This window comes from Kineococcus xinjiangensis, assembly GCF_002934625.1.
Lineage (GTDB): Bacteria > Actinomycetota > Actinomycetes > Actinomycetales > Kineococcaceae > Kineococcus_A > Kineococcus_A xinjiangensis.
This window is the reverse complement of record NZ_PTJD01000008.1, coordinates 143,853-165,779: the sequence shown is the minus strand read 5'-3', so window position 1 is coordinate 165,779 and position 21,927 is coordinate 143,853. Positions and strand designations below refer to the sequence as shown.

The window sequence follows — 21,927 nt, the reverse complement described above, 5'->3', positions numbered from 1 at the left end:
CAGCGTCCCCTCGGGCGCCGTCCGAGCACTCGGGCGGCGCCCGACGGCGTCCACCCCGCCCCTCAGGCGCAGATGTCGTCGCTGGCGACGCGCGCCTCGATCGTGGGCGCGGGCGCGGGGGTGGTGCCCGCCGACGGCTTCGCGCCCGGGGCCGCGGACGGCGCCGGCGCCTGCCCCAGGCGCAGCCGGACGTCGACCACTGCGGGGGCCTTCGTGCCGACCTCGACGACGACCGTCTTCCCCAGCGCCGGGTCCAGCCTGCTCTTCGCGCCGGGGAAGGCGGCCGCCACCGTCGCGGCGCTGTCCTTGCGGTCGGGGCCGTAGCGGACGAGGACCCCGGAGGCGGAGGCCGTCGGCTCGGCGTCGCCGGTGCGCGTGACGGTGAACCCCTGCCCGGTCAGCCCCTCGGCGGCCGTGCGGGCGGCGCCCTTGACCCCACCGACGTTGAGGACCTCCACGGAGATCTTCGCCGGCGGCACCGTCAGCGCCGAGGACGCCGACGGGGCCGCGCTGGACGTGGGGGCGGGGGCCGGCGGCGCGCCGACGCGGGTGTCGGTGCGGATCTGCTTCCACAGCAGGTCCGCCGCCGGCGTCCACACCAGGCGGTTCGGGTCCTTCGGGTCCGGCTCGTTGGGCACGGTGACGAACTGCACCCCGTCGGCCGGGATGTCCTTCAGGCCCATGGCGAGCTTGCGCAGGTAGTTCAGCTTCGCGAGGTCGGGGTCCGTCGTCACGGAGCTCGTCGCAGCGTCCAGGAACGAGTACAACCGGTCCGGGCGGAACAGCGTCTCGGAGCTGGTGATCTTCTGCACCATCGACGACATCAGCGCCTGCTGGCGGGCGATCCGGCTGATGTCCGAGCCGTCACCGATGTAGCGGACCCGCGCGTAGGCCAGGGCGGTCTCGCCGTCGACCTGGTGGCGCCCGGCGGGCAGGCGGAGGTTGGCCTTCTTGTCGTCGATCTTCTTCGGCAGGCAGATCTCCACCCCGTTCAGGGCGTCGACCATCGAGCGGAAGCCGCTGAAGTCCACGACGGCGTGGTGGTCGACCGGGACGCCGGTCAGCCGCTGGACGGTCTTGATCGTGCAGGCCGGGCCGGCCTCGGAGAACGCGTCGTTGAACATGCCGCGGCGGCCGGGGACGACCGTGCCGTCCTCCCGCGTGCAGTCGGGGATCTGCACCATCGAGTCGCGCGGGATGCTCACGAACGCGGCGCTCTCCCGGTCCGCGGCCAGGTGGACGAGGACCGTCGTGTCCGAGCGCGCCCCCGGGTCGGCGGACTCGCCGCCGTACTGCCCGCCCGTGCCGTCCGCGAGGTCCCGGGTGTCGCTGCCCATCACGAGGATGTTGAGCGGCTCCTGGCCGGTCGTCGGATCGGCGGCCGCCTCGTCCGGCGGTGCCTCGCCCACCCAGGCGTCGATGTCCTGGGTGTTGATGTTGCCCTCGAGCTGGTACCAGGCGTAGGCCCCACCCGCGGCGCCGACCGTGGAGAACGCCAGCACCCCGACACCGGCGGCGCGCAGCAGGCGGTAGGCCAGGCCGTGCTCCTGGCTGGCGTGGCGGCCGCGCGCGGAGCGGCCGGCACCCGGGACGCCCGTGACCGGCGCGGTGCCCTGCACGGGCGGACGCTCGGTCGGCGACTCGGATCTCGGCACGGACGTCACCATAAGCGACCGTTCGGCAGCCGCACGCCCACCATGAGCGACCCGCCGCAGTCCCGCACAACCCCTCCACGCCGCGTCACGGGTGCCCGGCCGGCGAGGGCTGCAGCGCACCCCCCGCCGCGCGGAGCGCCTCGGTGACGGCGTCGGCGGGCTGCGGGCGCGCCCACAGGTAGCCCTGCGCCCGGGCGTAGCCCAGCTCCACGAGCTGGCGGCGCTGCTCCGGCGTCTCCACCCCCTCCGCCAGCGCCTGCGCGCCGAGGGCGGTGGCCAGGTCGGCGACCGCGCGCAGGATCGGCGGGTCGTCCACGAACGACCTGTCCGCCTTCAGCACGTCCAGAGGGAAGCGGCGCAGCTGGGACAGCGAGGAGTAGCCGGCCCCGAAGTCGTCGACGGCCAGCTTCACGCCGAGCTCGTGCAGGGCGCGCAGGTTGGCCGCGCTCGCACCGTGCGGGTCCAGCAGCACCCCCTCGGTGACCTCCAGGCACAGCAGCTGCGGGGACACGCCCGCCCGGGCCAGGAGGTGCCCGACCTCGTCGGCGAGGTCGGCGCGGTGCAGCTGGACCGGGGAGACGTTGACGGCGACCTCGAGGTCGGGACGCAGCCGGTGCCACCACACCGACTGCTCCAGCGCGATGCGCAGGACGGACCGGCCGAGGTCGTGGATCAGGCCGGCGTCCTCGGCGACGGCGATGAACTCGTCCGGCCCCACCGCGCCGTAGCGGGCGCAGCTCCAGCGGGCCAGCGCCTCCACCCCGACGATGCGGCCGCCCGCCGGCTCGACCACCGGCTGGAACGCGACCGTCAGGGCACCGGAGCCGGTCTCGAGGTCGTGCCGCAGCTGGGTCTCCAGGTGCAGGCGGCGCTCGGCGACCGCCCCCATGCTGTCGTCGAACACCTCCACCAGCCCCCGCCCGCGCGCCTTGGCCTTGTACATCGCCGCGTCGGCCTCCCGCAGCACCACGCCCAGGTCCTCGCTGCGGCCACGGGCGAAGGCGACCCCGCAGCTGGCGGTGACGTACACCGACCCGGGACCGCCCGGCCCCCCCTCCGCGCCCCCGGCACCGCCGTCGCGCAGGACGAAGGGGGCGCGCAGCGCCTGGTGCAGGTGCGCGGCCACCACGAGGGCGTCGTCCGGGTCGCGGACGTCCTGCACGATCACCGCGAACTCGTCCCCGCCGAGGCGGGCGAGGGTGTCGCTGGAGCGCAGGTGCTCGCGCAGGCGGTCGCCGATGGCCACGAGCAGCTCGTCGCCGGCGGCGTGACCGCGGCTGTCGTTGACGAGCTTGAAGCGGTCCAGGTCCAGCAGCAGCACCGCCACGTCCCCGCCGGAGCGCTGCGCGTGGGAGACGGCGGTGGCGAGGCGGTCCGCGTACAGCAGGCGGTTGGGCAGGCCGGTGAGGGTGTCGTGCACCGCCTCGTGCTCGCGGCGGGCGGCCAGCTCCTCCGCCCGCGCCGCCTGCTCCCGCGCTGCCGCCGCCGACGCCTGCGCCTGCGCCTCCGACGCCTGCGCCCGGACCGCGAGCCGCAGGGCACGGGCCTCCGCGGCGGCCAGGGCGCGCGTCACCCGCAGGGTGCTGCCCCCGATGAGGAAGGCCGCCACCAGGTACAGCCACAGGGTGGCCAGCTGCCAGACGTCGGTGGTCGCCGCCCGGTGGACCAGCACCGCCGCGGGGCCGAGCAGGATGAGCGCGAGCGCGGCCACCACCTGTCGCCGGGGCAGGACCGAGCAGACGAACGGCAACCGGGCCAGCAGCAGGACGAGGATGCCGGTGACGGTGGCGGGGATGAGGGCGAACCCGCCGACCAGGAGGAGGCAGTCCACGAGCAGCACCGCCAGCCGCGTCCCCGCGCGCCGGGGGCGGCCCACCGTGAGCAGCAGCCAGCTCCCGGCCAGCACCCGGAACGCCAGGCCGAGGACCGTGAGGGTGTGCACCACCGGGAACAGGAGGCTCGCGGGGTTGAGGAGGACCCCGGCCTGGATCGCGGCGGTGCCCAGCAGGGCCGCGGCGAGCAGCTGGTCGGGCAGCCGGCCCTCGGTGGGGCGGGTGCGCCGGAGCAGCCCGCTGCCGGTCTCCTGCACGACGAGGACCCCCTGGGCTCGAGGACGGTGGCACCCCGGGCGCGGTGGCGCCGGCACCGAGGTCGTCCCAGCATCGCGCGTGCCGCCCGGAGGATCCAGAGAGAGCCGCAGCCCGCCCCGTCGGTGAGCGCAGGCCGGAGGGTCCGTCCGGAGGTCAGGCGCTGCCCGTGGTCACCCCCGCGGAGCGCAGCAGGTCCGTGATCGCCGCCGCCCCCGCCGGCCGCGACCACAGGAAGCCCTGCGCCTGCCGGTAGCCCAGCTCGGCGAGCACCCGCCGCTGCTCCGGCGTCTCCACGCCCTCCGCCAGCACCTGGCACTGCCGCGCCCTGCCGAGGTCGGCGACCGCCCGCAGGATCAGCGCGTCGTCCACCGCCAGCCGCACCCCCGACTCGTGCAGGGCGCGCAGGTTCGCGCTGCTGGTCCCGTGCGGCTCCAGCAGGACGCCCTCGGTGACCTCCAGGCACAGGTCGCCGGCACGCACCCGGGTCTGCGCGAGCAGCCCCGCGACCTCCTCGGCGAACCCCGGCCGCTGCAGCTGCGCCGGGGAGACGTCGACCGCCACCTCCGGGCCCGGGTGCAGCGCCTGCCACCGCGCCGCCTGGTCCAGGGCGGTGCGCAGGACGGCCCGCCCCAGGTCGTGGATCAGCTCCCCGGCCCGGACCTCGGCAACGATCAGCATCCTCCCCCCACCCCTCCCCCGGAAAGGGTCCTTTCCGGGGGAGGGGACGCAGGCTCAGCCCCGGCCGCAGCGGCGGCAGGCGGTGCGCCGGCGCAGCCAGTACGCGTACGCCGCCACCGCCAGCGCCACCGCCCACAGCGGCCAGAACAGCTCCGGCAGCCACGCCGCCACGTTGCCCCCGTCCCCCGGGAACTGCGCCGCGAACTCCCCGGCCGCCGTCACCCGCACGAACATCAGCCCCGCGGAGGCCACCACCCCCGACACCGCCAGCGCCGGCACCACCGCCAGCGCCACCGGCACCCGCCGTCCGCCCACCCGCGGCATCCACCGGGGGAAGAACTCACCCCAGCGCTGCACCAGCCCCAGCGTCAGCACCGCCCCGCCCACCGCCATCGCCGCCAGCCCCGCCCCCGCCCAGACACCGCTGCCGAGCTCGTCCAGCAGCTCCTGCGACACCCCGAGCGGAACCCCCAGCGCCCACGCGAAGCGGGTGACCGCGTAGCCCACGGGCACCGCCACCGCCACGGCCACCGCCCAGCGCCCCCAGCGCGCGGCCCGCTCCGGCGACCGCCACGACCCCGCCGCCCCGTCGCGCCCGCACACCTGGCAGGCGCCCGCCGCCCGCCGCGCGGCCAGCACCGCCACCGCCTGCCACGCCAGCCCCGCAGTGCTCAGCAGCACCATGTTCACCACCGGCCACGGCCACACCTGCACCCCGGCCGGGGCCGCCCCGACCAGCCTCAGCACCCCCACGATCGGCGTGTACCCCACCGCCGCCAGCAGCCGGTAGTCGGGCAGCAGCACCACCAGCACCACCCCCAGGGCACCCGCCAGCGCCGCCGCCGCCCGGTACGCCCATCCCGCGCGCCCGCCCCCCGGCCGGCCCAGCAGCAGCGCCGCCGTCAGCAGCACCCCCAGCGCCCCCAGCCCCGCGAGCAGCGCCGCGCCACCCGCAGGGGTCAGCAGGCCCAGCAGCGACAGCTCCCGCACCGCCGGGTCGACCGCCGGATCCGCCGGATTGCCGCCGGCACCCAGCGACCACGCGAGACCCAGCCCCAGGTACGCCAGGGACCACGTCGCGGCGGGCACCAGCACCAGCCACCAGCGGGTGGCCGTCACCCTCGTCGGCTGCTCCAGCAGGACGCTCATCGCGCTCTCCCCTCATCCCGGGCGCCGCGCCGGCACCCGGTCCGAGGCTCCTCGGGCCGGCGGGCGCGGTCGTCGCCCCGGGAGCGCAGGCGCGTACGCCTGCAGGAGGACGCCCGGCCCGCCGCCGCGCCGCACACCCGCGCTCAGGACCCCGGCCGGACCACGCCGCTCTCGTAGGCCAGGACCACCGCCTGCACCCGGTCCCGCAGGCCGAGCTTCGCCAGCAGCCGGCCCACGTGCGTCTTCACCGTGGCCTCCGACAGGTGCAGCCGGGCGGCGATCTCGGCGTTGGACTCCCCGGTCGCGACCTCCGCGAGGATCTCGCGCTCCCGCGGGGTGAGCCGCTCCAGCGGGTCCGGGCCCGGGCGCGGACCGGGCAGGTCCCGCGCCACCCGCGCCAGCAGCCGCCGCGTCGCCGACGGGGCCAGCACCGCGTCCCCGGCGTGGACCGCGCGCACGGCCGAGAGGACGTCCTCGGCGGTGGCGTCCTTGAGCAGGAAGCCGCTGGCACCGGCCTTCAGCGCCGCGAAGACGTGCTCGTCGAGGTCGAACGTCGTCAGCAGCACCACCCTCGGGCCGTCCGGGTAGCGGGCGAGCAGGCGCCGGGTGGCCTCCACCCCGTCCAGCCTCGGCATCCGCACGTCCATCAGCACGATGTCCGCCGGGGTGGTCGCCACCACGTCCAGCGCCCGCTCCCCGTCGGCGGCCTCCCCCACGACGCGCATGTCGTCGGCGGAGTCCACCACCATCGCCAGGCCCGTGCGGACCAGCTCCTGGTCGTCGACGAGGACCACCCGGATCGTCACCTGCGCGCTCCCCTCGCGGGCAGCTCCGCCGCCACGGCGAACCCGCCGCGATCCCCGCCCGGCCCGGCGCTCAGCTCCCCGCCGGCCAGCACCACCCGCTCCCGCATCCCCACCAGGCCCTGCCCGTCCACTCGCTCCCGCCCCGAACCGGCCCCGCCCGAACCGTCGTCGCGCACCGCGACCCGCAGCCCGTCGCGCCGCCACCGCAGCTCCACCCGGGCCCGGGCCCCCGCCCCGGCGTGCTTCACCACGTTCGTCAGCGCCTCCTGCACCACCCGGTACGCCGCCAGCGACACCGCCCGCTCCAGCTCCACCGGCTCCCCCACCACCACCAGCTCCACGTCGAGCCCCGCACCCCGCACCCGCTCCACGAGGGCCGGCACGTCCTGCACCGCCGGCTGCGGGGCGGCCGCGGCGGGCTCGTCCGGGCGCAGCGCACCCAGGGCCGTGCGCATGTCCGCCAGCGCCTCCCGCCCCGCCCCCGCGACGGCGGTCAGCGCCTGCACGGCGCGCGCCGGGTCCTTCGCCGCGACCAGGCGCCCGCCCTCCGCCTGCCGCACCATCACCGCCAGGGAGTGGGCGACCACGTCGTGCATCTCGCGGGCGATGCGGGCCCGCTCGGCCAGCACCGCCTGCTCCGCCCGCCGCTCCTGCTCCTCCTCCGCGCGCCGGGCCCGCTCCTCCAGCGCCTGCACGTAGGCGGCGCGCACCGCGCGGAAGCGGCCCAGGCCCCACGGGGCGAGGACGGCCGTGACCAGCCCCAGGACGACGAACAGCCGCCAGCCCGGGCCCGCGGGGACGGGCTGGCCGCTGATCCAGCTCGGGTCCGACCACAGCCGTGCCGTCACCGCCGCCGCCCCCGCCAGCGCACCCGCCAGGGACAGCGACGGCCACGGCGGCGCGGCGTGGGCGGCGACCGCGTAGAGCACCACGAGGAACACCGCGGAGCTGGGCAGCAGCACCGGCGGGACGCTCACCCCCGCGAGGTCACCCGCCACGGGACCCGTGACGTCCGGGGTGAGGACCAGCACCAGCATCACCGCGCAGCAGGCGGCGAAGGCGGCGACGGGACGGCTGCGGCGGAACGCGACGGCGACGTGCCCGGCGAGCAGGACCCCGAGCAGGGCGGCGCGGGCGGCGGGCGGCCACGGCGCGGCGCCCACCAGGGCCACCGCGGACGGGAACGCCACGAGGGCGAGCGCCGCCGCGAAGAGGGCGTCGACGAGCCCGGGACGGGCGCGCACCCACGCGTCGAGGCCCGGCAGGCTGGGTGCCCGTCGCTGCACGGCGACGATCCTAGGGACAGGGCTGGGGCAGGATCGGCCCGTGACCGCCGCGCGCCTGCTGCACCTGTCCGACACCCACCTCCTCGGCGGTGGGGCCCTGCACCAGGGGCTCGTCGACACCACGGCCGTGCTGCGCCGCCTGCTCGCCTCCCTCGCCGGGATCGGCCCGCTGGACGCCGTCGTGGTCTCCGGCGACGTCTCCGACGACGGCTCCCCCGAGTCGTACGCGACGGCGCGCGACCTCGTGGGCGGCTTCGCCGCGCAGCGGGGCGCCCAGGTGGTGTGGGCGGTCGGCAACCACGACGTGCGCGGCCCCTTCGCCCGGGTGCTGCTGGACGGCGCCGACGCCGGCGGCCCCCTGGACGCCGTGCACGACGTCGGCGGGCTCCGCGTCGTCGTCCTGGACAGCTCCGTGCCCGGCCGCGGCTACGGGGAGCTGCGCCCGGCCCAGCTGGCGCGGCTGCGCGAGGTGCTGGCCGCACCGGCACCCCGCGGCAGCGTCGTCGTCGTCCACCACCCGCCGCTGCCCGCCCCCACGGTGCTGCACGAGGCCCTGCGGCTGCAGGAGCCGGACGCGCTGCTGGCGGCCGTGGCGGGCACGGACGTCCGCGCCGTGCTGAGCGGGCACTACCACCACCCGTACGTGGCGACCGCCGGCGGGCTGACCCTCGTCGTCGCGCCCGGGGTGGCCAACCGCACCGACGTCCTCGTCCCGCACGGGCTGGAGCGGGCGGTCCGCGGCAGCGGCGCGTGCCTGGTGGAGGTCGGCCCCGACGGGGTGCGCGCCACGGTCCTCACCGTCGCGGCGCCGGGCGACGGGGAGGAGCTGTTCGTCCTCGACGAGGAGACCGTCGCGCGGATCGCCGCGGAGTACGGCACGGCGGGGGGTAGCGCGTGACCCGAACCGCGGAAGCGGCTCGGAAACCCGGGGCGCCCGCGATCTCCACCCGGTCGACGCAGGACCCCGTCGTGGATCGCTCCCAGCTCCGCCCGGCCTCGGCGGAGCTCTTCTTCGACGGACTCGTCGGCCGCGGAACGCGCGAGGAGTGCCAGGTGCGCGACTCTCGTCGCACGCGTCACCTCCTCGCCGCCCAGGAGGATCCGAGCGAACGACGCGAGGGCCTGCGACGGGGTGTCTGCCGCCGCCGTGGCCTCTGGCACCCAGGCGTTGAGCACGGGGCAGTCCCGGGCATTTGTGCAACAGCCTGTTGCACAAGGCCCGCCTCCAGGGCAGGTCGGGTCTCACTGGCCGGTCGCCCGCGCGAGCGTGGACTGGGTCTCGCAATCGACTGCTTCCGAGACGAAGATCGCGCCCCACTCGCGTCATGTGTGGATGTAGAGGCCGGGCCGAGTGGGGGATGCCACGTCTGTCCGGTCCTGTGCCGGTGGTGGCGCTCCTAGGCTCGCTAGGTGCGCACGTTCTCCCTGCTGAGCTATGACGAGGCGCAAGCTTACCGCGAGGCGTACGTGGCGGCATTGCCTGAATTGGTGGAGCGGCTGCGGCGGCGGGCTGAGCGCACGGGCGGGCCGGTGCTGGATGGCGGCGTGGACAGCGTGCAGCCGCTGGGTGGCTGGTTCTTCGAGCAGCTGGCGGCCGACGCAGAGGACGGACTGTCGGAGTACCCGATGTGGTGGCAGCCGGGCGCGGAGAACAGCAAGGGCTTCTTCGGAGAGCCCGCGCCGTCCCTGCGTCAGGTCCGGCTGATCGATGAGGTGGCCGCCTACCTGGCCCACGTCGTGCAGGCCTCGGTGCCAGAGGCGCAGTGGACCATCTACCGGCGCGACCCGAAGTACCGCGACATCAAGCAGCACCGCACGGTGCTGGAAGGCCCGTTCGGGGTGATCGACCCTGTCGCCGTCGTCTACAAGCAGGCCATCGGGCCGATCAGCAGTGGCCAGACGCCGGACCTGGGCATCCTGCACCGCTGGGCCAGCAGCAAGATCAACCTGATCGGGGACGGTGACGGTGGCTGAGCACTTCGGGATCTTCGCCGCGCAGTGGGTGGACGAGGACGGGCAGGAGCTGGACTCGCTGCCGGTGCTGGACGAGGCGTTGCTGCGGGCGCGTCTGGCGCAGCTGGGCGCGGAGCTGGGGGAGGGGGAGAACGAGGGATGCTGGCTGCGCGGCAGCGTCGCCTACGACTTCCTGCTGTGCCGGGGCAGTGACGGGCGGCTGCGGATGATGGACGGCTCGATGAACTACCTCAGCCCCACCGCCGCCAGCACTGGTGATGCCCGGGCGGTGTTCACCGGCCTGTACGAGCTGGCGGGTGAACTGCGGGCGCGGCTCTGGCTCACCGGCGGGTCCCTCATGCCCGAGCCGCAGAGCGCCGCCGACGTCGAGTGGTGGATCCGCCAAGCCGGCGACGTGCCGTAGCACCCCTCGCAGGCCGCGCGAGGAGACGACCGCACCCCACTCGCGGCGAAGACGGACGTCCGCCGGTCACCCATGATCGCGCCCGCACGGCGGCGTAGGCGGATGTTGGAGCGACGCAGTCTCGTGCCTCCGCTGAGACCGAAGGGCATCAGGCTGGCATGTGCGCTGGTCTCATCGGCTGATGTCGGCGCCGTCGTCGTCCACGATGCCGGTGCCGCAGGGCACGGTGGTCATCGTGGACATCGAGGTCGCCGACGCGGGCGGCGAGGGCTGCGGCCGGGCGGGTGCCCTTCTCGACGGCGCCCTGCGGGGCCGTATGACGGGTGCTCCTCTGCGCGCCGGGTGGGGTTGACGGTGTCTGCGCGCAGCTTCCAGAGCCTGCGCTACGTCAGGCCCCGGGAGGTGCCCGGCTATGCCGAGGCGCGGGCTCAGGGGCGGACACCGCAGGTGCCGCTCCTGCCGCCACCACTGCTACCGGGGCTGACGGCGCACCAGATGTTCGTGCGTGCGTTGCTCAAGGGCGCCATCGCCTTCCCCTTGACTTTGGTGGTCATCAACCTGATTGCCGAGCCGGGGCCATCCGGTGACACCCTGCCCTGGTGGGCGCTGCCGGTGATGATGGCGCCTATCGTCCTGGCGTGGCGGTGGGGCTTTGCCGTGGGCAGGCGCAACATCGAGGAGCTCCAGCGCGGCTACACCACGCACGTGCGGGTGTTCGGTCAGTTCCACTTCGGCGGCGGCAGCCACGTGCGCGACACCGACGCCGGCCCGCCCTGGGACTACAGCGGCACCTGGGTCCTCCACCAGGACGGGCGCGTGAAGTCCGCCCCGCAACCCGGCTACGACCCGCCCGGCCTCTACCCCTCACCGGCGCGGCCGGGCGCCTACGAGCTGTGGACGGGCGCCTCCTGGACGGGCTACTACCCGACCTGACGGCGACGCAGGTCGTCTCGGGTCGCTCATGATCGCGCCCTCAGCGCGGCATGAGATGCCCTGTGTCAACGGCTGCCGTCTGGGAAGGTGTTGGTCATGGCCGGTGCGCAGCCGCTGACAGAGCAGCCATCAGGTCCGACTCAGTGAACAGGTCCTTGGCCATGAGCTTTCGCCCGAACCGGTCTGCTGCCTCTTGGCCGTGCTTCTCTGCAAATTTGGTGATCATCGATCGGAAGTAGGCCCGATCCCAAGCTTGGGGATCGGAGTCGTAGCGTCGGCACTCAGCGAGCCAGTGTTCAAAGGCGTCTGCCGCTTCGGCGTCGGGCGTGCCGAAGGTGGAAGTGGAGGGAAGTCCCGCCGCGGGCTGATGCCGCAGAGCATGCAGGTGGAGCAGACCTTGGATGCCCAGTTCCTCGATGCGGGACGGGCCCCTGTCCAGCCAGCTCTGGGCCCAGCGCGAGGCGCTGAGCCGGCTGCAGCGGCCTTCAGCGACGTCTCGCCACCACTGCTCAACCTGCTGGCGCGTCACTTCCGGCTCGTCATCACTCACCGACGCAGTGTCCAACAGGCCATCGAGGACGACTCGATCGTGCGCGATCGGCGTCAGCAGGCGTCCTACCTCACGCAGCTGATTTCTCCAGCGCCTGTAGGGCGCGGTGGCGGGCGGGGTCGTAGGCGACGCCGTCTTGCCAGCAGCGCCAGATGACGTGCAGCCAGGCTCTGGCGAGGATGCGGGTGGCGTGGGAGTGGCTGTGGTTCTTGGCGCGGGCTCGTTGGTAGAGGTCGGCGGCCCAGGTGTTGGCGTGGTGGGAGTCTCCGGCGAAGTCCATGACCGCCCCGCGCAGCTGCTTGTCGACGGCCCAGCGGAAGGCGACGACCTTGACCTTGCCCGACTGCCTCGTTGAAGGGGTGGCGCCGGCCAGGCAGGCCAGGGACTCCGGGGTAGGGAAGCGGCCGCGGGCATCGCCCATCTCGGCCAGCAGCCGGGCCGCGCGGACGACGCCGGCCTTGGGCAGGGAGGTGAACACCACCGCGTCGGGATGCCGCGCCAGCTGCTGGGCGATGTCCTCATCCAGTGCCGCGATCTGCTGCCGCAAGCACGACAGCCCAGCCACCAAAGCCGCAGTGACGCCCGCTCGCGCCTCGGCCTCAGGGCCAGTGGCCCCGCGGGCGGCCGCGACCAGATGGGCGTGCAGGACGTCGGCTCGGCGGGGGTTGCAGTAGCGCTGAGTCCGTAGCCAGTTCTCCAGCCGACGCGGGGAGAGCCAGTCGGCTCTGTCTTGGGTGGGGAAGCGCGTCAGGAACGCCAGGCTGACGGCGGAGTCCAGGTGGCTGAACAAGCCGATGGCACCGGGCAGAACGTGCTGCAGGTGCGCCCGCAGCTGGTTGGCCATCGCGACGCGGGCGGCGACGAAGTCCTGCCGGGCCCGCACGCTCATCCGCAACGTCACCGTCGCCGGGGAGTCCGGAGTCAGTGGGCGCAGCCGCAGCCGGTCGGTGCGGACGGTGTCGGCCAGCACGTAGGCGTCGAAGGCGTCGTCCTTGTTGCCCGCCGAGCCGTAGCGGCGGCGCAGGTTGCGGACCTGGTTGGGGGCGATGACGAAGACCGTCAGGCCCGCCTCGAGGAGGACGTCGACCAGCGGTCCGTCGCCGCGTTCGATGCCGACCCCGGTGACCGCGGCCTGCTGCAGGCAGTGGACCAGCCGGCGCAGCCCGGCGGCGGTGTGCTCGACGTCCAGGCGCTGGACCTGACCGCCGTGCTCATCGACCAGTGCGATGGCGTGGTGGGTGCTGGACCAGTCGATTCCCGCGGTCAGCTTCGCCGCCGTCGCTGTCGCCTCTCGACGGCCGCTGTGGTGCTGTTCGACACTCATGGAGTCCTCCGTGCTGTTGCTGCAGCAGGTGGGCACCCGGTGGTCTCGGGCCACGAAGCCGGTCGCTCACTGATCGGCGCTCAAACGGCGCGTAGCCCTGTCGCCAGTCACTCGCGGCCTGGGGCCACCGGACCCCGCGGATCTCATGCCGGACCTCGAAGGTCAGCGGATGATAGGCGGTGGCCCGGTGGGACCAGGTGCACCAGCAGCCCCGTGCTGCCGGCACCGGCAACGGTGCCTCAGGGACTCGCCGGCAGGAAGAGTCTGACCAGTGAGCAGGTGGGCACCCGGTGGTCTCGGGCCACGAAGCCGGTCGCTCACTGATCGGCGCTCAAACGGCGCGTAGCCCTGTCGCCAGTCACTCGCGGCCTGGGGCCACCGGACCCCGCGGATCTCATGCCGGACCTCGAAGGTCAGCGGATGATAGGCGGTGGCCCGGTGGGACCAGGTGCACCAGCAGCCCCGTGCTGCCGGCACCGGCAACGGTGCCTCAGGGACTCGCCGGCAGGAAGAGTCTGACCAGTGAGCGGAAGATCATCAATTCTTCGTCAAGCTCTGTGGGGCTGGTCCTGGGGCGTGCTTGAAGCCGCACGCCGCCTCCAGCGCATTATCGACAACGTCGACGACCTCGACGGGATCATCGTCGGTGCAGCCAAGGGGGCGAAGGTGAGCCAAGTCGACAAGACACTTGAAAAGCTCCACAACAGCGGGGCCCGTGCGGAAGTCATCACCGTGGAGGTGACCCCGCCATGACGCTCGATAAGCGCGAGACCATGCTGGTGCTGCGTGTCCCGCAAGAGCTGATCGAAGCCGAACTGCAGTTGACCAGGCGGCGGGACGCGCTGAACCCGGGCGGCTGGTCGACCGTGGCCAGCGCCGGCAAGCTCCTGCGCTACGCCGGTGACCGCGGTGGTCTAGACCTACTCCACCGCAGCGCGGAGACCTACGTGCGGACGATGCGTGGTCGGAGCGCGCACACCTTGCTCACCGCAGCGAACCTCTTCCGGCTCGCCGGGGAGGAGGACCGAGCGAGGGAGCTGCTGCTGGAGGTCTACAGGATCCTTCGGGACGATCCCGAGGACGCCGAGGACATCCTGGTCGGTGTCTTCCTCCTGCTGGGGCGCGATGACCAGGCCGTGGCGATGGGTGAGCTCGCCGCTGCGGACGGCGAAGCGCATGAGGACCTGGTGTACCCCGAGCTGGCTGCGCTGGCCCGCGCCCGGGCGAGCGGGAACGTGGCGGCCTGCGAGGACGTGGTTGGTCGTCTGGACCGCGCTCTCGCCAGCGCGGCGGAAGGTCCCGGCAGCACAGGAGGCGTCAACCTCCACGACTGGTTGGAGCTTGCCCTGGTCATCCACTCGGAGCTGTCGGGCACGATCTCCCCGCGCCTGCACGAGATGTGAGCCAGCCCACCGACTACTCGCTCATCGGCATGAGAGTAAGATCGCCAAGCCCGGGAGACCCCACGGGACGAACCCGCGACAGCTCTGCCCCTCGGCATGAGCACTGTTCGGCGCGTGAGGCCGGGGTGCGACCATGCGCGCATGGCTACGGGCTCTGCGCTGCTGCTCTGGGACGTCGATCACACGCTGATCGAGAACGGTGGGGTCAGCAAGGAGAACTACGCCCTGGCCTTTGAGCTGCTGACCAGCCGGCCAGCTCAGGCGCAGCCGCGCACGGACGGCCGCACGGACGTCGGCATCATGACCAACCTGCTGAGGGCCAATGGCGAAGACCCGGCGGCCTTCTCGTCCGAGCGGCAGTGGGAGGCCCTCATCGAGGCCGGCGCCCGCAACCAGGCTGCCCTCGCTGCCCGCGGGCACGCGATGCCCGGCGCTGAGGAGGTGCTCGCCCGCGTCGCGGACGAGCCCGACGTCATCCAGGCGGTCTTGACGGGCAACGTCGAGCCGAACGCGCGGATCAAGCTGGGCACGTTCGGCCTGGACCGCTGGCTGGACTTCACCGTCGGTGGCTTCGGCTGGGAGAGCGCCGTGCGAGCCCACCTCGTGCCCGTGGCACAGAGGAAGGCGGCCGACCGGTTCGGCTTCGCCCCGGATCAGGACGTCACCGTGCTCGTGGGAGACACAGAACTGGACGTCGAGGCCGGCCTCGACGGCGGCGCCCGCGTCATCGCGGTGGCCACCGGCATCTCCTCCGTGGAGGAGCTGCGCGAGGCGGGCGCCCATGCCGTCCTGCCCGGCCTGGAGGACGCTGACGCCTTCATGGACGCCCTGCGCACCGTTCGGGAGCTGGGCCCGGCGACGCCGAGGGCTCAGGCCGGGGCGTAGGAGTACGCCTGGGACCACGCCAGGTCGAGGCTCCTGGCGTAGGTGTCGAAGAGGTCGCTGCCCTCGATCTTGCGCAGGTGCAGGATCGGTGCGACGTAGCCGTAGGTCCCGAGGATGTGCTGGTTGACCAGCATCTGGTCGTCGAAGCGGTAGATCGAGTTGTAGAGCGTCGTGCGGTGCAGGCTGAACTCCACGCCGGGCGCCCCCACCAGCGGGCGGTAGTAGGCCAGTGCCATGCGGATGCGTCCGGCGATGGCCTCGCCCAGGCCCTCCTCCTCGCCGCGGCGGGCGATCTCGGGGCTGTCCGGGTCGCCGAGGGCGATGCGGACCTTCACGCCGTTGGCGGCCTTGTGCTTGATGATGTCGATGGCCTCGGGGTTGGCCTCGCCGAGGAAGAGGCTGGCGTAGGTGAGGAAGTCGATGCGCTCCTTCGCGCCGATGACCTGCTCCAGCCAACAGTTCTTCGGCACCTGTGAGCGGTGCGCGTAGAAGTTGACCACCTCGCCTGACGTCTCGGCGCTGTCGGCCTTCTCCAGATCCGGCCACAGCCAGTTCGCCGGGACGCCGAGCAGCTTCGCGGCCCGGTTGGCGGTGTTGCGGTGCGGACTCCTGTCCTTGGTGACCCACCGCTGGACCGTCTTCGGGTCCACGCCCAGCTCCTCACCGAGCTTGGTCGCGTTGTAGCCGTTGCTGTGCAGGGTGCTGCGGAGCCGGTCGTTCGCCATCGAGGACCTCCGGTAGGGACGTCAGAACGTCACCTAGGGACACTTGCACGAGATCAAACGTCCCCACAAGTCCCCGATGCGTGGTGGGGACGTCCCCCCTCCTGCCGCTTGCCTGGATCTACGGGTCAACGGGGCCCGGCAGACACGCCAAGGGGCTGATGTGAGCAAGCTGCACCGGCGGCCACGTGCCGCACTCAGGAACAACGCAGGACCGACCCGCGCCGAGCTGACCGCCATCGAGGCGGAGTGGTCCCTCATCGCGGCCGAGCTGGCGTTGGTGGACGCCGAGGTCGCCGCTCTGGCGGCCGGCTCGGCGGTGTCGGAGCTGGCGCGGCGCCGGGTGCGCCGGGCCGAGGTTCGCGTCGCGGTGGAGGCCCGCTCGTGGGCCGGCCGACGTGCGGGGATGACGGCGGAGGCGGCGGCATGAGCCTCGCCGTCTTCGGACTCTTCATGCTCGGTGCGCTGGTCGCTGCCTGCTGGAAGGACGGACGGGCGACCTTCGTCGCCGTCCTGGCGGTGATGCTCGGTCTGACGATCGCGGGGTCGGACGGGGCGCTGGCTGGGGTGTCGCAGTCGCTGGTCGACGGTGTGCGGACGGGGCTGGACAGCGTCGGCGCCAGCTTCTTCGGGGCGTGAGCGCGATGACGAGCATCGATCCGACGAGCGTCCTGGCAGCCCTGAGCATCACCTGCGCAGTGGGCATCACGGCACGGCTGCTGCGCCTGGACTGCACCGCACAGGTAGGCGAGGCGAGGCCGCTGCCCGCCTCGGTGGTGTGCCTGGTGTGCCGCCTGGAGGGGCGGGCGCTGGACAGCGCGGCGGAGGCGGAGTTCCTGGCCGGGGTCCACAACGAGCTGCACCACGGCGCGCGGCCGGTCGCCGCACCGAGGCGGCTGGGTCCGATGGACACCGGGGGTGCGGCGTGAGTCAGCACCACAACGAGCAGGCAGGCGACGACCAGGCACGCGAGGAGGAGGCGGGAGAGGCCGTGGACCTGCGCAAGGACGACCAGGCGACGAGGACCGGGACCCATGGAGACGTGGCGGCGGGCCAGGTGGTGGACCTGAGCGCCGCCCGGGCACGCCGCCACCTCGATGAGGACCGGCACGAGGATGCCGGACCCGGTGGATACGGCGAGGTGGTCGAGGGCGTCATCCTCGACGTCGACGAGGCGGTGCGCGCTGCCCCGGCCGTGGGGACGCGGCAGCGAAAGCAGGTCGTGCCCTCGTGGTGGTTCGACCGCGACGCCGTGACGGGACTGGTCCGCGATCGCCTCGACGCGGCCGGACGCACGCTGCTGTTCCACCTGCTGCGCCTGCCGCTGTACTGGCTGCGCCTGGCCCAGCGGTCCCCGCGCGGGTCATGGCGCATCGTGGTCGCGCTGTTCTGGTGGGCCAGTGACGGCAACGGCCGGCAGGTCCGTCGAGCCATCGCGCTGGGTCAGGTGATGGGCTCAGCGGAGGCCACCGCCTTCCACCGGGTGAGCGAGCAGCACCGGGACCGGGTGCGCTGGCGTGTGGCGCTGCTGGGCGCGGCCCTGCTAGCGGTGCTCGTCGCGGTGTACGTGGCCCTGACGACGGCGACGGCTTGGGCAACCCTCGCGGCCACGGCGGCAGCACTCGCCGGCCTCGGCGGCTTCGGCCGCAAGCCCGACGAGCGGATCACCGGCTCCGCTGTCAGTGCGGCCTCGGTGCCCAGGTTCACGTCCGAGCTCATCCTCACGGCATTGGGGTCGCTGGGGGTGGCGGAGCTGAACAAGCACCTGCGCACCGGGGACGGGGTGCGGTTCGTCGCCCCGATCCACCGCGACGGGCCGGGCTGGCGCGCCGACTGCGACCTACCCCCCGGAGTGACGGCAGGGGACGTCATCGAGCGACGCGACCGCCTCGCCTCCGGCCTGCGCCGCCCGCTGGGGTGTGTGTGGCCGGAGCCGGACTCCGAGCAGCACGCCGGGCGCCTGGTCCTCTGGGTCGGCGACCGCGCCCTGTCCGCCGGCAAGCCCGTGACGTGGCCGCTGACCAAGAGCGGACGCGTGTCGCTGTTCGCCCCGTTCCCGGTCGGGGTCGACCAGCGAGGGCGGCCCGCGACGCTCACGCTGATGTACGCCTCCATGGTCATCGGCGCCACGCCCCGGATGGGCAAGACCTTCACCCTGCGCCTGCTCCTGCTGGCCGCTGCCCTGGACCCGCTGGCGGAGGTGCACGTCTACGACCTCAAGGGCTCCGGGGACCTCTCCGCCCTGGAGGCCGTGGCGCACCGCTACCGGGCAGGGGATGAGGAGGAGGACCTGGCGTACCTGATGGCCGACCTGCGGGCCCTGGTCGCCGACATGCGCCGCCGCTACACCGTGATCCGCAACCTGCCCCGCACCGAGTGCCCGGAGAACAAGGTCACCCCCGACCTGGCCGCCCGCAAGGAGCTGGGCCTACACCCGGTGGCCTTCGGGCTGGACGAGTGCCAGTTCCTCTTCGAGCACCCCGTCCACGGCAAGGACGCCGAAACCCTGGTCACCGACCTCGTCAAGCGCGGCCCCGCCGTCGGCATCGTCGTGCTGGTTGCCACCCAGCGCCCCGACGCCAAGTCCCTGCCCACCGGCATCAGCGCCAACGCCACCTTGCGGTTCTGCCTGCGGGTCATGGGCCAGACCGAGAACGACATGGTGCTGGGCACCTCGATGTACAAGGCCGGCATCCGGGCCACCACCTTCACCCGCTCCGACCTCGGCATCGGCTACCTCATCGGCGACGGGAGCGAGCCGGTCATCGTCAAGACCGCCTACCTCGACGCCCCCGCCGCCGCCGCCATCACCGCCCGCGCCCGCACCGCCCGCCTCGCCGCCGGACGCCTCACCGGCCACGCCGCCGGTTTCGACCCCGACACCGACGACAACGTCCCCGTCCCCACCGTGTTGGACGATCTCGCCGAGGTGATGGTCACCGGACCGGAGAAGGAATGGTCGGAGGTCCTGGTGGAGAAACTCGCCGAGCTGCGCCCGGACGTCTACACCGGCTGGGACGCCGGGGACCTCGCCGGAGCCGTCGCCCCCTTCGGCATCGACACCGTCCAGATCGGCCGGCGCGAGGGCGGCAAGGTCGTCAACCGGCGCGGCATCACCCGCACCGACATTCGCGCTGCTCTCACTGAGCGTGACGAGAAGTGCGGCGCCTGACGGCGGCGCCAGCCCCGGCCCGGGCCGCTAACACGAGGCTCACCCACCGCTAGCGTTAGCGACCCCGCTAACACCCCAGCACCGCCGCTGAGCTGCCCGTTAGCGCGATAGCGCCCCACGGCGCAGCAAGCATCAAACCGCAGGTCAGGACACCTTTCCGGGCCGTCGCCCGACCCTCTAACCCTGCAGTCCCCGGGCATTCCTATGCCCACCGCTCGCTACTCACCGTGACGAACTCGATGTGGAGGAACCCCCCGTGGTCCAGCCGTCCGAGAACCCTGCCGCCACCAACCGGGCCGAGACCTACCCCGCCCCCGCTGCCCTCCTGGCCGCTGCGAGGAGCTGCGTCCGGCGGGGCTGGCACGTCTTCCCGCTCCTGCCCGGCACGAAGGTCCCGTCCGTCTGCGGGTGGGAGTCCAAGGCGACGCTCGACCCGGACATGCTCATCACCTGGTGGTCGCGTATCCCGTTCAACATCGGCATCGCCACCGGCCCCTCCGGCCTTCTCGTCGTGGATCTCGACGTCCCCAAGGAGGGCGAGGACCCCGACTGCAGCGGGGAGCGGGAACTGCGCCACCTCGCCCACGAGGCCGGGCACGAGGTGCCCGACACCTTCACCGTCCTGACCGGGCGGGGCGGGTTCCACCGCTACCACCTCGTCCCCCAGAGGCAGGAACTGCGCAACAGCGCCGGGCGCCTCGCCCCGCACATCGACACCCGCGCCGCAGGCGGCTACGTCCTCGCGCCAGGCAGTGCCGTGAACGGCAACCCTTACGTCGTCCTCGACCGCCGCCCACCCGTCCCGCTGCCTGCATGGCTGTCCGAGCGACTGCGCCCGGCGCCTCTCCCGGTGAACCAGCCCACAGCGATCCGACTGCGGCCAGGCGTCGTCTCTCGCCGCCAGGCGGCCTACCTGCGCTCGGCCATCGCCCGGGAGGTTCGGCGGGTGGAGGAGGCGCCGTGCGGGCAGCGCAACCGCGCGTTGTTCGTCGCCGCCATCGCGCTGGGCCAGCTCGTCGCGGGCGGCGCGGTGAGCGATGCCTACGTGCGTGAGGTGCTGGACCAGGCCGCCGCCGTCCACGTCGGCCGCGACGGCTTCACCGCCGCCGAGGCCCACCGGACCATCACGTCGGGTCTGCGCGTCGGCGCCCGCCGTCCCCGCTCCCTGCCCGGGGCCGCTGCGTGAACACCCACGCCCCCGAGCAGGAGCAGCGCCCCCCGCAGGCAGCCGAGGAGGAGCGGCAGGCACCGCAGCAGGCCGGCGCGCCGGGCAAGGGCACAGCGAACAAGGAGGCCGCCCCCTCCCAGGCCACCAAGCTCGTCAGACTCGCGGAGGAGTCCTATCGCCTGGTGCAGGGCAGCGACGGCAAGGCGTACGCCGTGGACCGGGGTGGCCCGGAGATCGCCCTGCCGCTGCGGGGCCGTGACGGGCTCCGCCAGCGCCTGGCGCGGACGTTCTACGCCCACACCGGCACCGCTCCCGGCGGCTCGGCCCTGACCGACGCGATGGGCGTGCTGGAGGGCATGGCCGCCGGCCGTCCCGCGGTCGAGGTCGCTCTGCGGGTCGCCTCCTACGCACCCCGCCCCGACACCGGCTCGATGTCGGGGCAGCCGGGCAGTGCTGGGGTGGTCCTGGACCTGGGCGACCCCACCGGCCGCGTCGTCGTCATCGGGCCGGGCTGGTGGGGCATCGAGGACACCTCGCCAGTTCTGTTCCGCCGCACCGCGTTGACCTCTGCGCTCCCGGTGCCCGCGATGGGGCACCGCCCCCGTGGAGTCGCGGCGTTGGCGGGGTTCCGGGGGCTGCTCAACGTCGATGACGCCGGGTTCTCCCTCGTCGTCGGCTGGCTGCTGGCCGCCCTCGTGCCCGACATCCCGCATCCGATCCTGGCGCTGCTGGGGGAGCAGGGGACGGCGAAGTCGACTGCGGCGAAGTTCTGCGTGCGCATCCTCGACCCCTCACCCGCACCCCTGCGTTCCGCACCGAAGGACGTGAAGTCCTGGGCCGTCACGGCAGCAGCGTCGTGGACGGTGGCGCTGGACAACGTCTCCACCATCCCGGCCTGGTTCAGCGACACCCTGTGCAAGGCCGTCACCGGCGACGGCATCGTGGACCGCTCCCTCTTCACCGACGACGACGTCACCGTGCTGTCCTTCCGCCGGGTCATCGCACTCACGAGCATCGACGCCGGCGCCCTTGCCGGGGACCTCGCCGAGCGGATGATCCCCGTCGAGCTGGAACGCATCCCACCGCAGCGGCGCCGCCCCGACGCCGACGTGGAGACGGACTACCGCGCCACCGCACCCCTGACCCTGGCCGGGCTGCTGGACCTGCTCGCCGAGGTCCTCGCCGCCCTGCCCGACGTCCACCTCCCCCAACTGCCGCGCATGGCCGACTTCGCCCGCCTGCTCGCAGCCCTCGACGCCGTCACCGGCTGGACCACCCTGGCCGCGTACCTGGCGCGGGCGGAGGAAGCCAACCGCGCCGTCATGGAAGCCGACCCCCTCGCCACCGCGGTCCGAGACCTCCTCGACCGGCAGGCGGTCGGCTGGTCCGGAACTTCCACGGAGTTGCTGGCCACCCTCAACGACCACGCCCCCGACCCGCGACCGAGGAACTGGCCGAAGAACGCCAGCGTCCTCGGCGGCAGCCTGCGACGCCTCGCCCCCGCGCTACGGGCCTCCGGCATCGAGGTGACCGAGCAGCGCACCGGCGCCGGTCGCTTCCTCAACCTTCGCCGCACGCCCCCCACCGACGACGTCAACAGGCGGGGGGAGGAGGCGCAGACCCCCACCTTTCCGATACGGCCGGAATCCGCCGTCATCGCCGTCACTGCCGACACCCGGCGTCCTGACCTGCACAAACACCCCCGCGACGGGTGACGGGGCGGTGACAC

The 21,927-nt window shown here is 73.6% G+C and carries 23 protein-coding genes; 14 read left to right on the top strand and 9 right to left on the bottom strand.

Annotated features, from left to right (window positions below; genetic code table 11):
* Window positions 1-62: 62 nt before the first annotated feature.
* The 6 genes from CLV92_RS12665 to CLV92_RS12640 form a co-directional block, all read right to left on the bottom strand.
* Window positions 63-1,655, bottom strand: a complete 1,593-nt coding sequence (locus CLV92_RS12665) for an LCP family protein (RefSeq protein WP_158257231.1) — start codon at window positions 1,653-1,655, stop codon at window positions 63-65.
* Window positions 1,656-1,740: 85 nt separating this feature from the next.
* Complete coding sequence (locus CLV92_RS12660; RefSeq protein ID WP_104433176.1) at window positions 1,741-3,744, bottom strand: putative bifunctional diguanylate cyclase/phosphodiesterase; 2,004 nt, start codon at window positions 3,742-3,744, stop codon at window positions 1,741-1,743.
* A 154-nt stretch (window positions 3,745-3,898) separates the two neighbouring features.
* Complete coding sequence (locus CLV92_RS12655) at window positions 3,899-4,423, bottom strand: EAL domain-containing protein (RefSeq protein WP_104433175.1); 525 nt, start codon at window positions 4,421-4,423, stop codon at window positions 3,899-3,901.
* A 54-nt stretch (window positions 4,424-4,477) separates the two neighbouring features.
* Complete coding sequence (locus CLV92_RS21460; RefSeq protein WP_158257230.1) at window positions 4,478-5,572, bottom strand: hypothetical protein; 1,095 nt, start codon at window positions 5,570-5,572, stop codon at window positions 4,478-4,480.
* Between the two features lie 143 nt (window positions 5,573-5,715).
* Entirely contained in the window at window positions 5,716-6,378 is a 663-nt protein-coding gene (locus CLV92_RS12645) for a response regulator (protein ID WP_104433248.1), read from the bottom strand.
* A complete protein-coding gene (locus CLV92_RS12640; protein ID WP_104433174.1) occupies window positions 6,375-7,664 on the bottom strand; it encodes a sensor histidine kinase in 1,290 nt (429 codons plus the stop codon). The genes CLV92_RS12645 and CLV92_RS12640 overlap by 4 nt, the downstream gene beginning before the upstream one ends.
* Window positions 7,665-7,704: 40 nt before the next feature.
* On the opposite strand from CLV92_RS12640, the gene CLV92_RS12635 reads away from it, so the two are divergent.
* From CLV92_RS12635 to CLV92_RS12620, 5 genes are all read left to right on the top strand, one after another.
* Window positions 7,705-8,562: a metallophosphoesterase family protein gene (locus tag CLV92_RS12635; protein WP_104433173.1), complete on the top strand. Its 858-nt coding sequence runs from the start codon at window positions 7,705-7,707 to the stop codon at window positions 8,560-8,562.
* A gap of 512 nt (window positions 8,563-9,074) precedes the next feature.
* Window positions 9,075-9,638, top strand: coding sequence for a hypothetical protein (locus CLV92_RS12630; protein ID WP_146099514.1), 564 nt, complete (start codon window positions 9,075-9,077; stop codon window positions 9,636-9,638).
* Window positions 9,631-10,041, top strand: coding sequence for a hypothetical protein (locus CLV92_RS12625; RefSeq protein ID WP_104433171.1), 411 nt, complete (start codon window positions 9,631-9,633; stop codon window positions 10,039-10,041). Before CLV92_RS12630 ends, CLV92_RS12625 begins: the two co-directional genes overlap by 8 nt.
* Before the next feature lie 181 nt (window positions 10,042-10,222).
* The gene (locus CLV92_RS21455) at window positions 10,223-10,393 is read left to right on the top strand and encodes a hypothetical protein (RefSeq protein ID WP_158257229.1); all 171 of its coding nucleotides are present in this window, start codon (window positions 10,223-10,225) and stop codon (window positions 10,391-10,393) included.
* 2 nt (window positions 10,394-10,395) lie between these two features.
* Entirely contained in the window at window positions 10,396-10,974 is a 579-nt protein-coding gene (locus CLV92_RS12620; RefSeq protein WP_104433170.1) for a hypothetical protein, read from the top strand.
* Window positions 10,975-11,068: 94 nt separating this feature from the next.
* Here CLV92_RS12620 and CLV92_RS12615 read toward each other — a convergent pair whose 3' ends face one another.
* Together CLV92_RS12615 and CLV92_RS12610 are read right to left on the bottom strand one after the other, a co-directional pair.
* Window positions 11,069-11,524 (bottom strand): hypothetical protein, encoded by a 456-nt coding sequence (locus CLV92_RS12615; protein WP_146099513.1) that lies wholly within the window; start codon window positions 11,522-11,524, stop codon window positions 11,069-11,071.
* Between the two features lie 70 nt (window positions 11,525-11,594).
* A complete protein-coding gene (locus CLV92_RS12610) occupies window positions 11,595-12,848 on the bottom strand; it encodes an IS110 family RNA-guided transposase (protein WP_104433247.1) in 1,254 nt (417 codons plus the stop codon).
* A gap of 576 nt (window positions 12,849-13,424) precedes the next feature.
* Between CLV92_RS12610 and CLV92_RS21450 the strand changes: the two genes are divergently transcribed.
* From CLV92_RS21450 to CLV92_RS12600, 3 genes are all read left to right on the top strand, one after another.
* Window positions 13,425-13,601: a hypothetical protein gene (locus CLV92_RS21450; protein ID WP_158257228.1), complete on the top strand. Its 177-nt coding sequence runs from the start codon at window positions 13,425-13,427 to the stop codon at window positions 13,599-13,601.
* Window positions 13,598-14,251 carry a hypothetical protein gene (locus CLV92_RS12605; RefSeq protein ID WP_104433168.1) on the top strand — a complete coding sequence of 218 codons (654 nt, stop codon included), beginning with the start codon at window positions 13,598-13,600 and terminating at the stop codon, window positions 14,249-14,251. The genes CLV92_RS21450 and CLV92_RS12605 overlap by 4 nt, the downstream gene beginning before the upstream one ends.
* Before the next feature lie 141 nt (window positions 14,252-14,392).
* The gene (locus CLV92_RS12600; RefSeq protein WP_158257227.1) at window positions 14,393-15,136 is read left to right on the top strand and encodes an HAD family hydrolase; all 744 of its coding nucleotides are present in this window, start codon (window positions 14,393-14,395) and stop codon (window positions 15,134-15,136) included.
* On the opposite strand, the gene CLV92_RS12595 is transcribed toward CLV92_RS12600, so the two are convergent.
* The gene (locus CLV92_RS12595; protein WP_104433166.1) at window positions 15,121-15,861 is read right to left on the bottom strand and encodes a helix-turn-helix domain-containing protein; all 741 of its coding nucleotides are present in this window, start codon (window positions 15,859-15,861) and stop codon (window positions 15,121-15,123) included. The genes CLV92_RS12600 and CLV92_RS12595 overlap by 16 nt on opposite strands.
* Window positions 15,862-16,021: 160 nt before the next feature.
* Here CLV92_RS12595 and CLV92_RS12590 point away from each other — a divergent pair, with 160 nt between their 5' ends.
* From CLV92_RS12590 to CLV92_RS12565, 6 genes are all read left to right on the top strand, one after another.
* On the top strand, window positions 16,022-16,288 hold the full coding sequence (locus CLV92_RS12590) for a DUF6284 family protein (protein ID WP_211291094.1): 267 nt from the start codon (window positions 16,022-16,024) through the stop codon (window positions 16,286-16,288).
* Complete coding sequence (locus CLV92_RS12585; protein WP_104433165.1) at window positions 16,285-16,497, top strand: hypothetical protein; 213 nt, start codon at window positions 16,285-16,287, stop codon at window positions 16,495-16,497. Before CLV92_RS12590 ends, CLV92_RS12585 begins: the two co-directional genes overlap by 4 nt.
* Entirely contained in the window at window positions 16,494-16,787 is a 294-nt protein-coding gene (locus CLV92_RS12580; RefSeq protein ID WP_104433164.1) for a hypothetical protein, read from the top strand. Before CLV92_RS12585 ends, CLV92_RS12580 begins: the two co-directional genes overlap by 4 nt.
* Window positions 16,784-19,030 (top strand): FtsK/SpoIIIE domain-containing protein, encoded by a 2,247-nt coding sequence (locus tag CLV92_RS22890; RefSeq protein WP_211291093.1) that lies wholly within the window; start codon window positions 16,784-16,786, stop codon window positions 19,028-19,030. The genes CLV92_RS12580 and CLV92_RS22890 overlap by 4 nt, the downstream gene beginning before the upstream one ends.
* A gap of 256 nt (window positions 19,031-19,286) precedes the next feature.
* Window positions 19,287-20,216 carry a bifunctional DNA primase/polymerase gene (locus CLV92_RS12570; RefSeq protein ID WP_104433244.1) on the top strand — a complete coding sequence of 310 codons (930 nt, stop codon included), beginning with the start codon at window positions 19,287-19,289 and terminating at the stop codon, window positions 20,214-20,216.
* Window positions 20,213-21,913: an ATP-binding protein gene (locus CLV92_RS12565; RefSeq protein ID WP_104433163.1), complete on the top strand. Its 1,701-nt coding sequence runs from the start codon at window positions 20,213-20,215 to the stop codon at window positions 21,911-21,913. The genes CLV92_RS12570 and CLV92_RS12565 overlap by 4 nt, the downstream gene beginning before the upstream one ends.
* Window positions 21,914-21,927: the final 14 nt, after the last annotated feature.

Bases quoted from the DNA above. Each gene is read 5' to 3' on its own strand.
- CLV92_RS12610 (WP_104433247.1), bottom strand. From the start codon at position 12,848: ATGAGTGTCGAACAGCACCACAGCGGCCGTCGAGAGGCGACAGCGACG.
- CLV92_RS12585 (WP_104433165.1), top strand. From the start codon at position 16,285: ATGAGCCTCGCCGTCTTCGGACTCTTCATGCTCGGTGCGCTGGTCGCT.
- CLV92_RS12605 (WP_104433168.1), top strand. From the start codon at position 13,598: ATGACGCTCGATAAGCGCGAGACCATGCTGGTGCTGCGTGTCCCGCAA.
- CLV92_RS21460 (WP_158257230.1), bottom strand. From the start codon at position 5,572: ATGAGCGTCCTGCTGGAGCAGCCGACGAGGGTGACGGCCACCCGCTGG.
- CLV92_RS12600 (WP_158257227.1), top strand. From the start codon at position 14,393: ATGGCTACGGGCTCTGCGCTGCTGCTCTGGGACGTCGATCACACGCTG.
- CLV92_RS12655 (WP_104433175.1), bottom strand. From the start codon at position 4,423: ATGCTGATCGTTGCCGAGGTCCGGGCCGGGGAGCTGATCCACGACCTG.
- CLV92_RS12595 (WP_104433166.1), bottom strand. From the start codon at position 15,861: ATGGCGAACGACCGGCTCCGCAGCACCCTGCACAGCAACGGCTACAAC.
- CLV92_RS21455 (WP_158257229.1), top strand. From the start codon at position 10,223: ATGTCGGCGCCGTCGTCGTCCACGATGCCGGTGCCGCAGGGCACGGTG.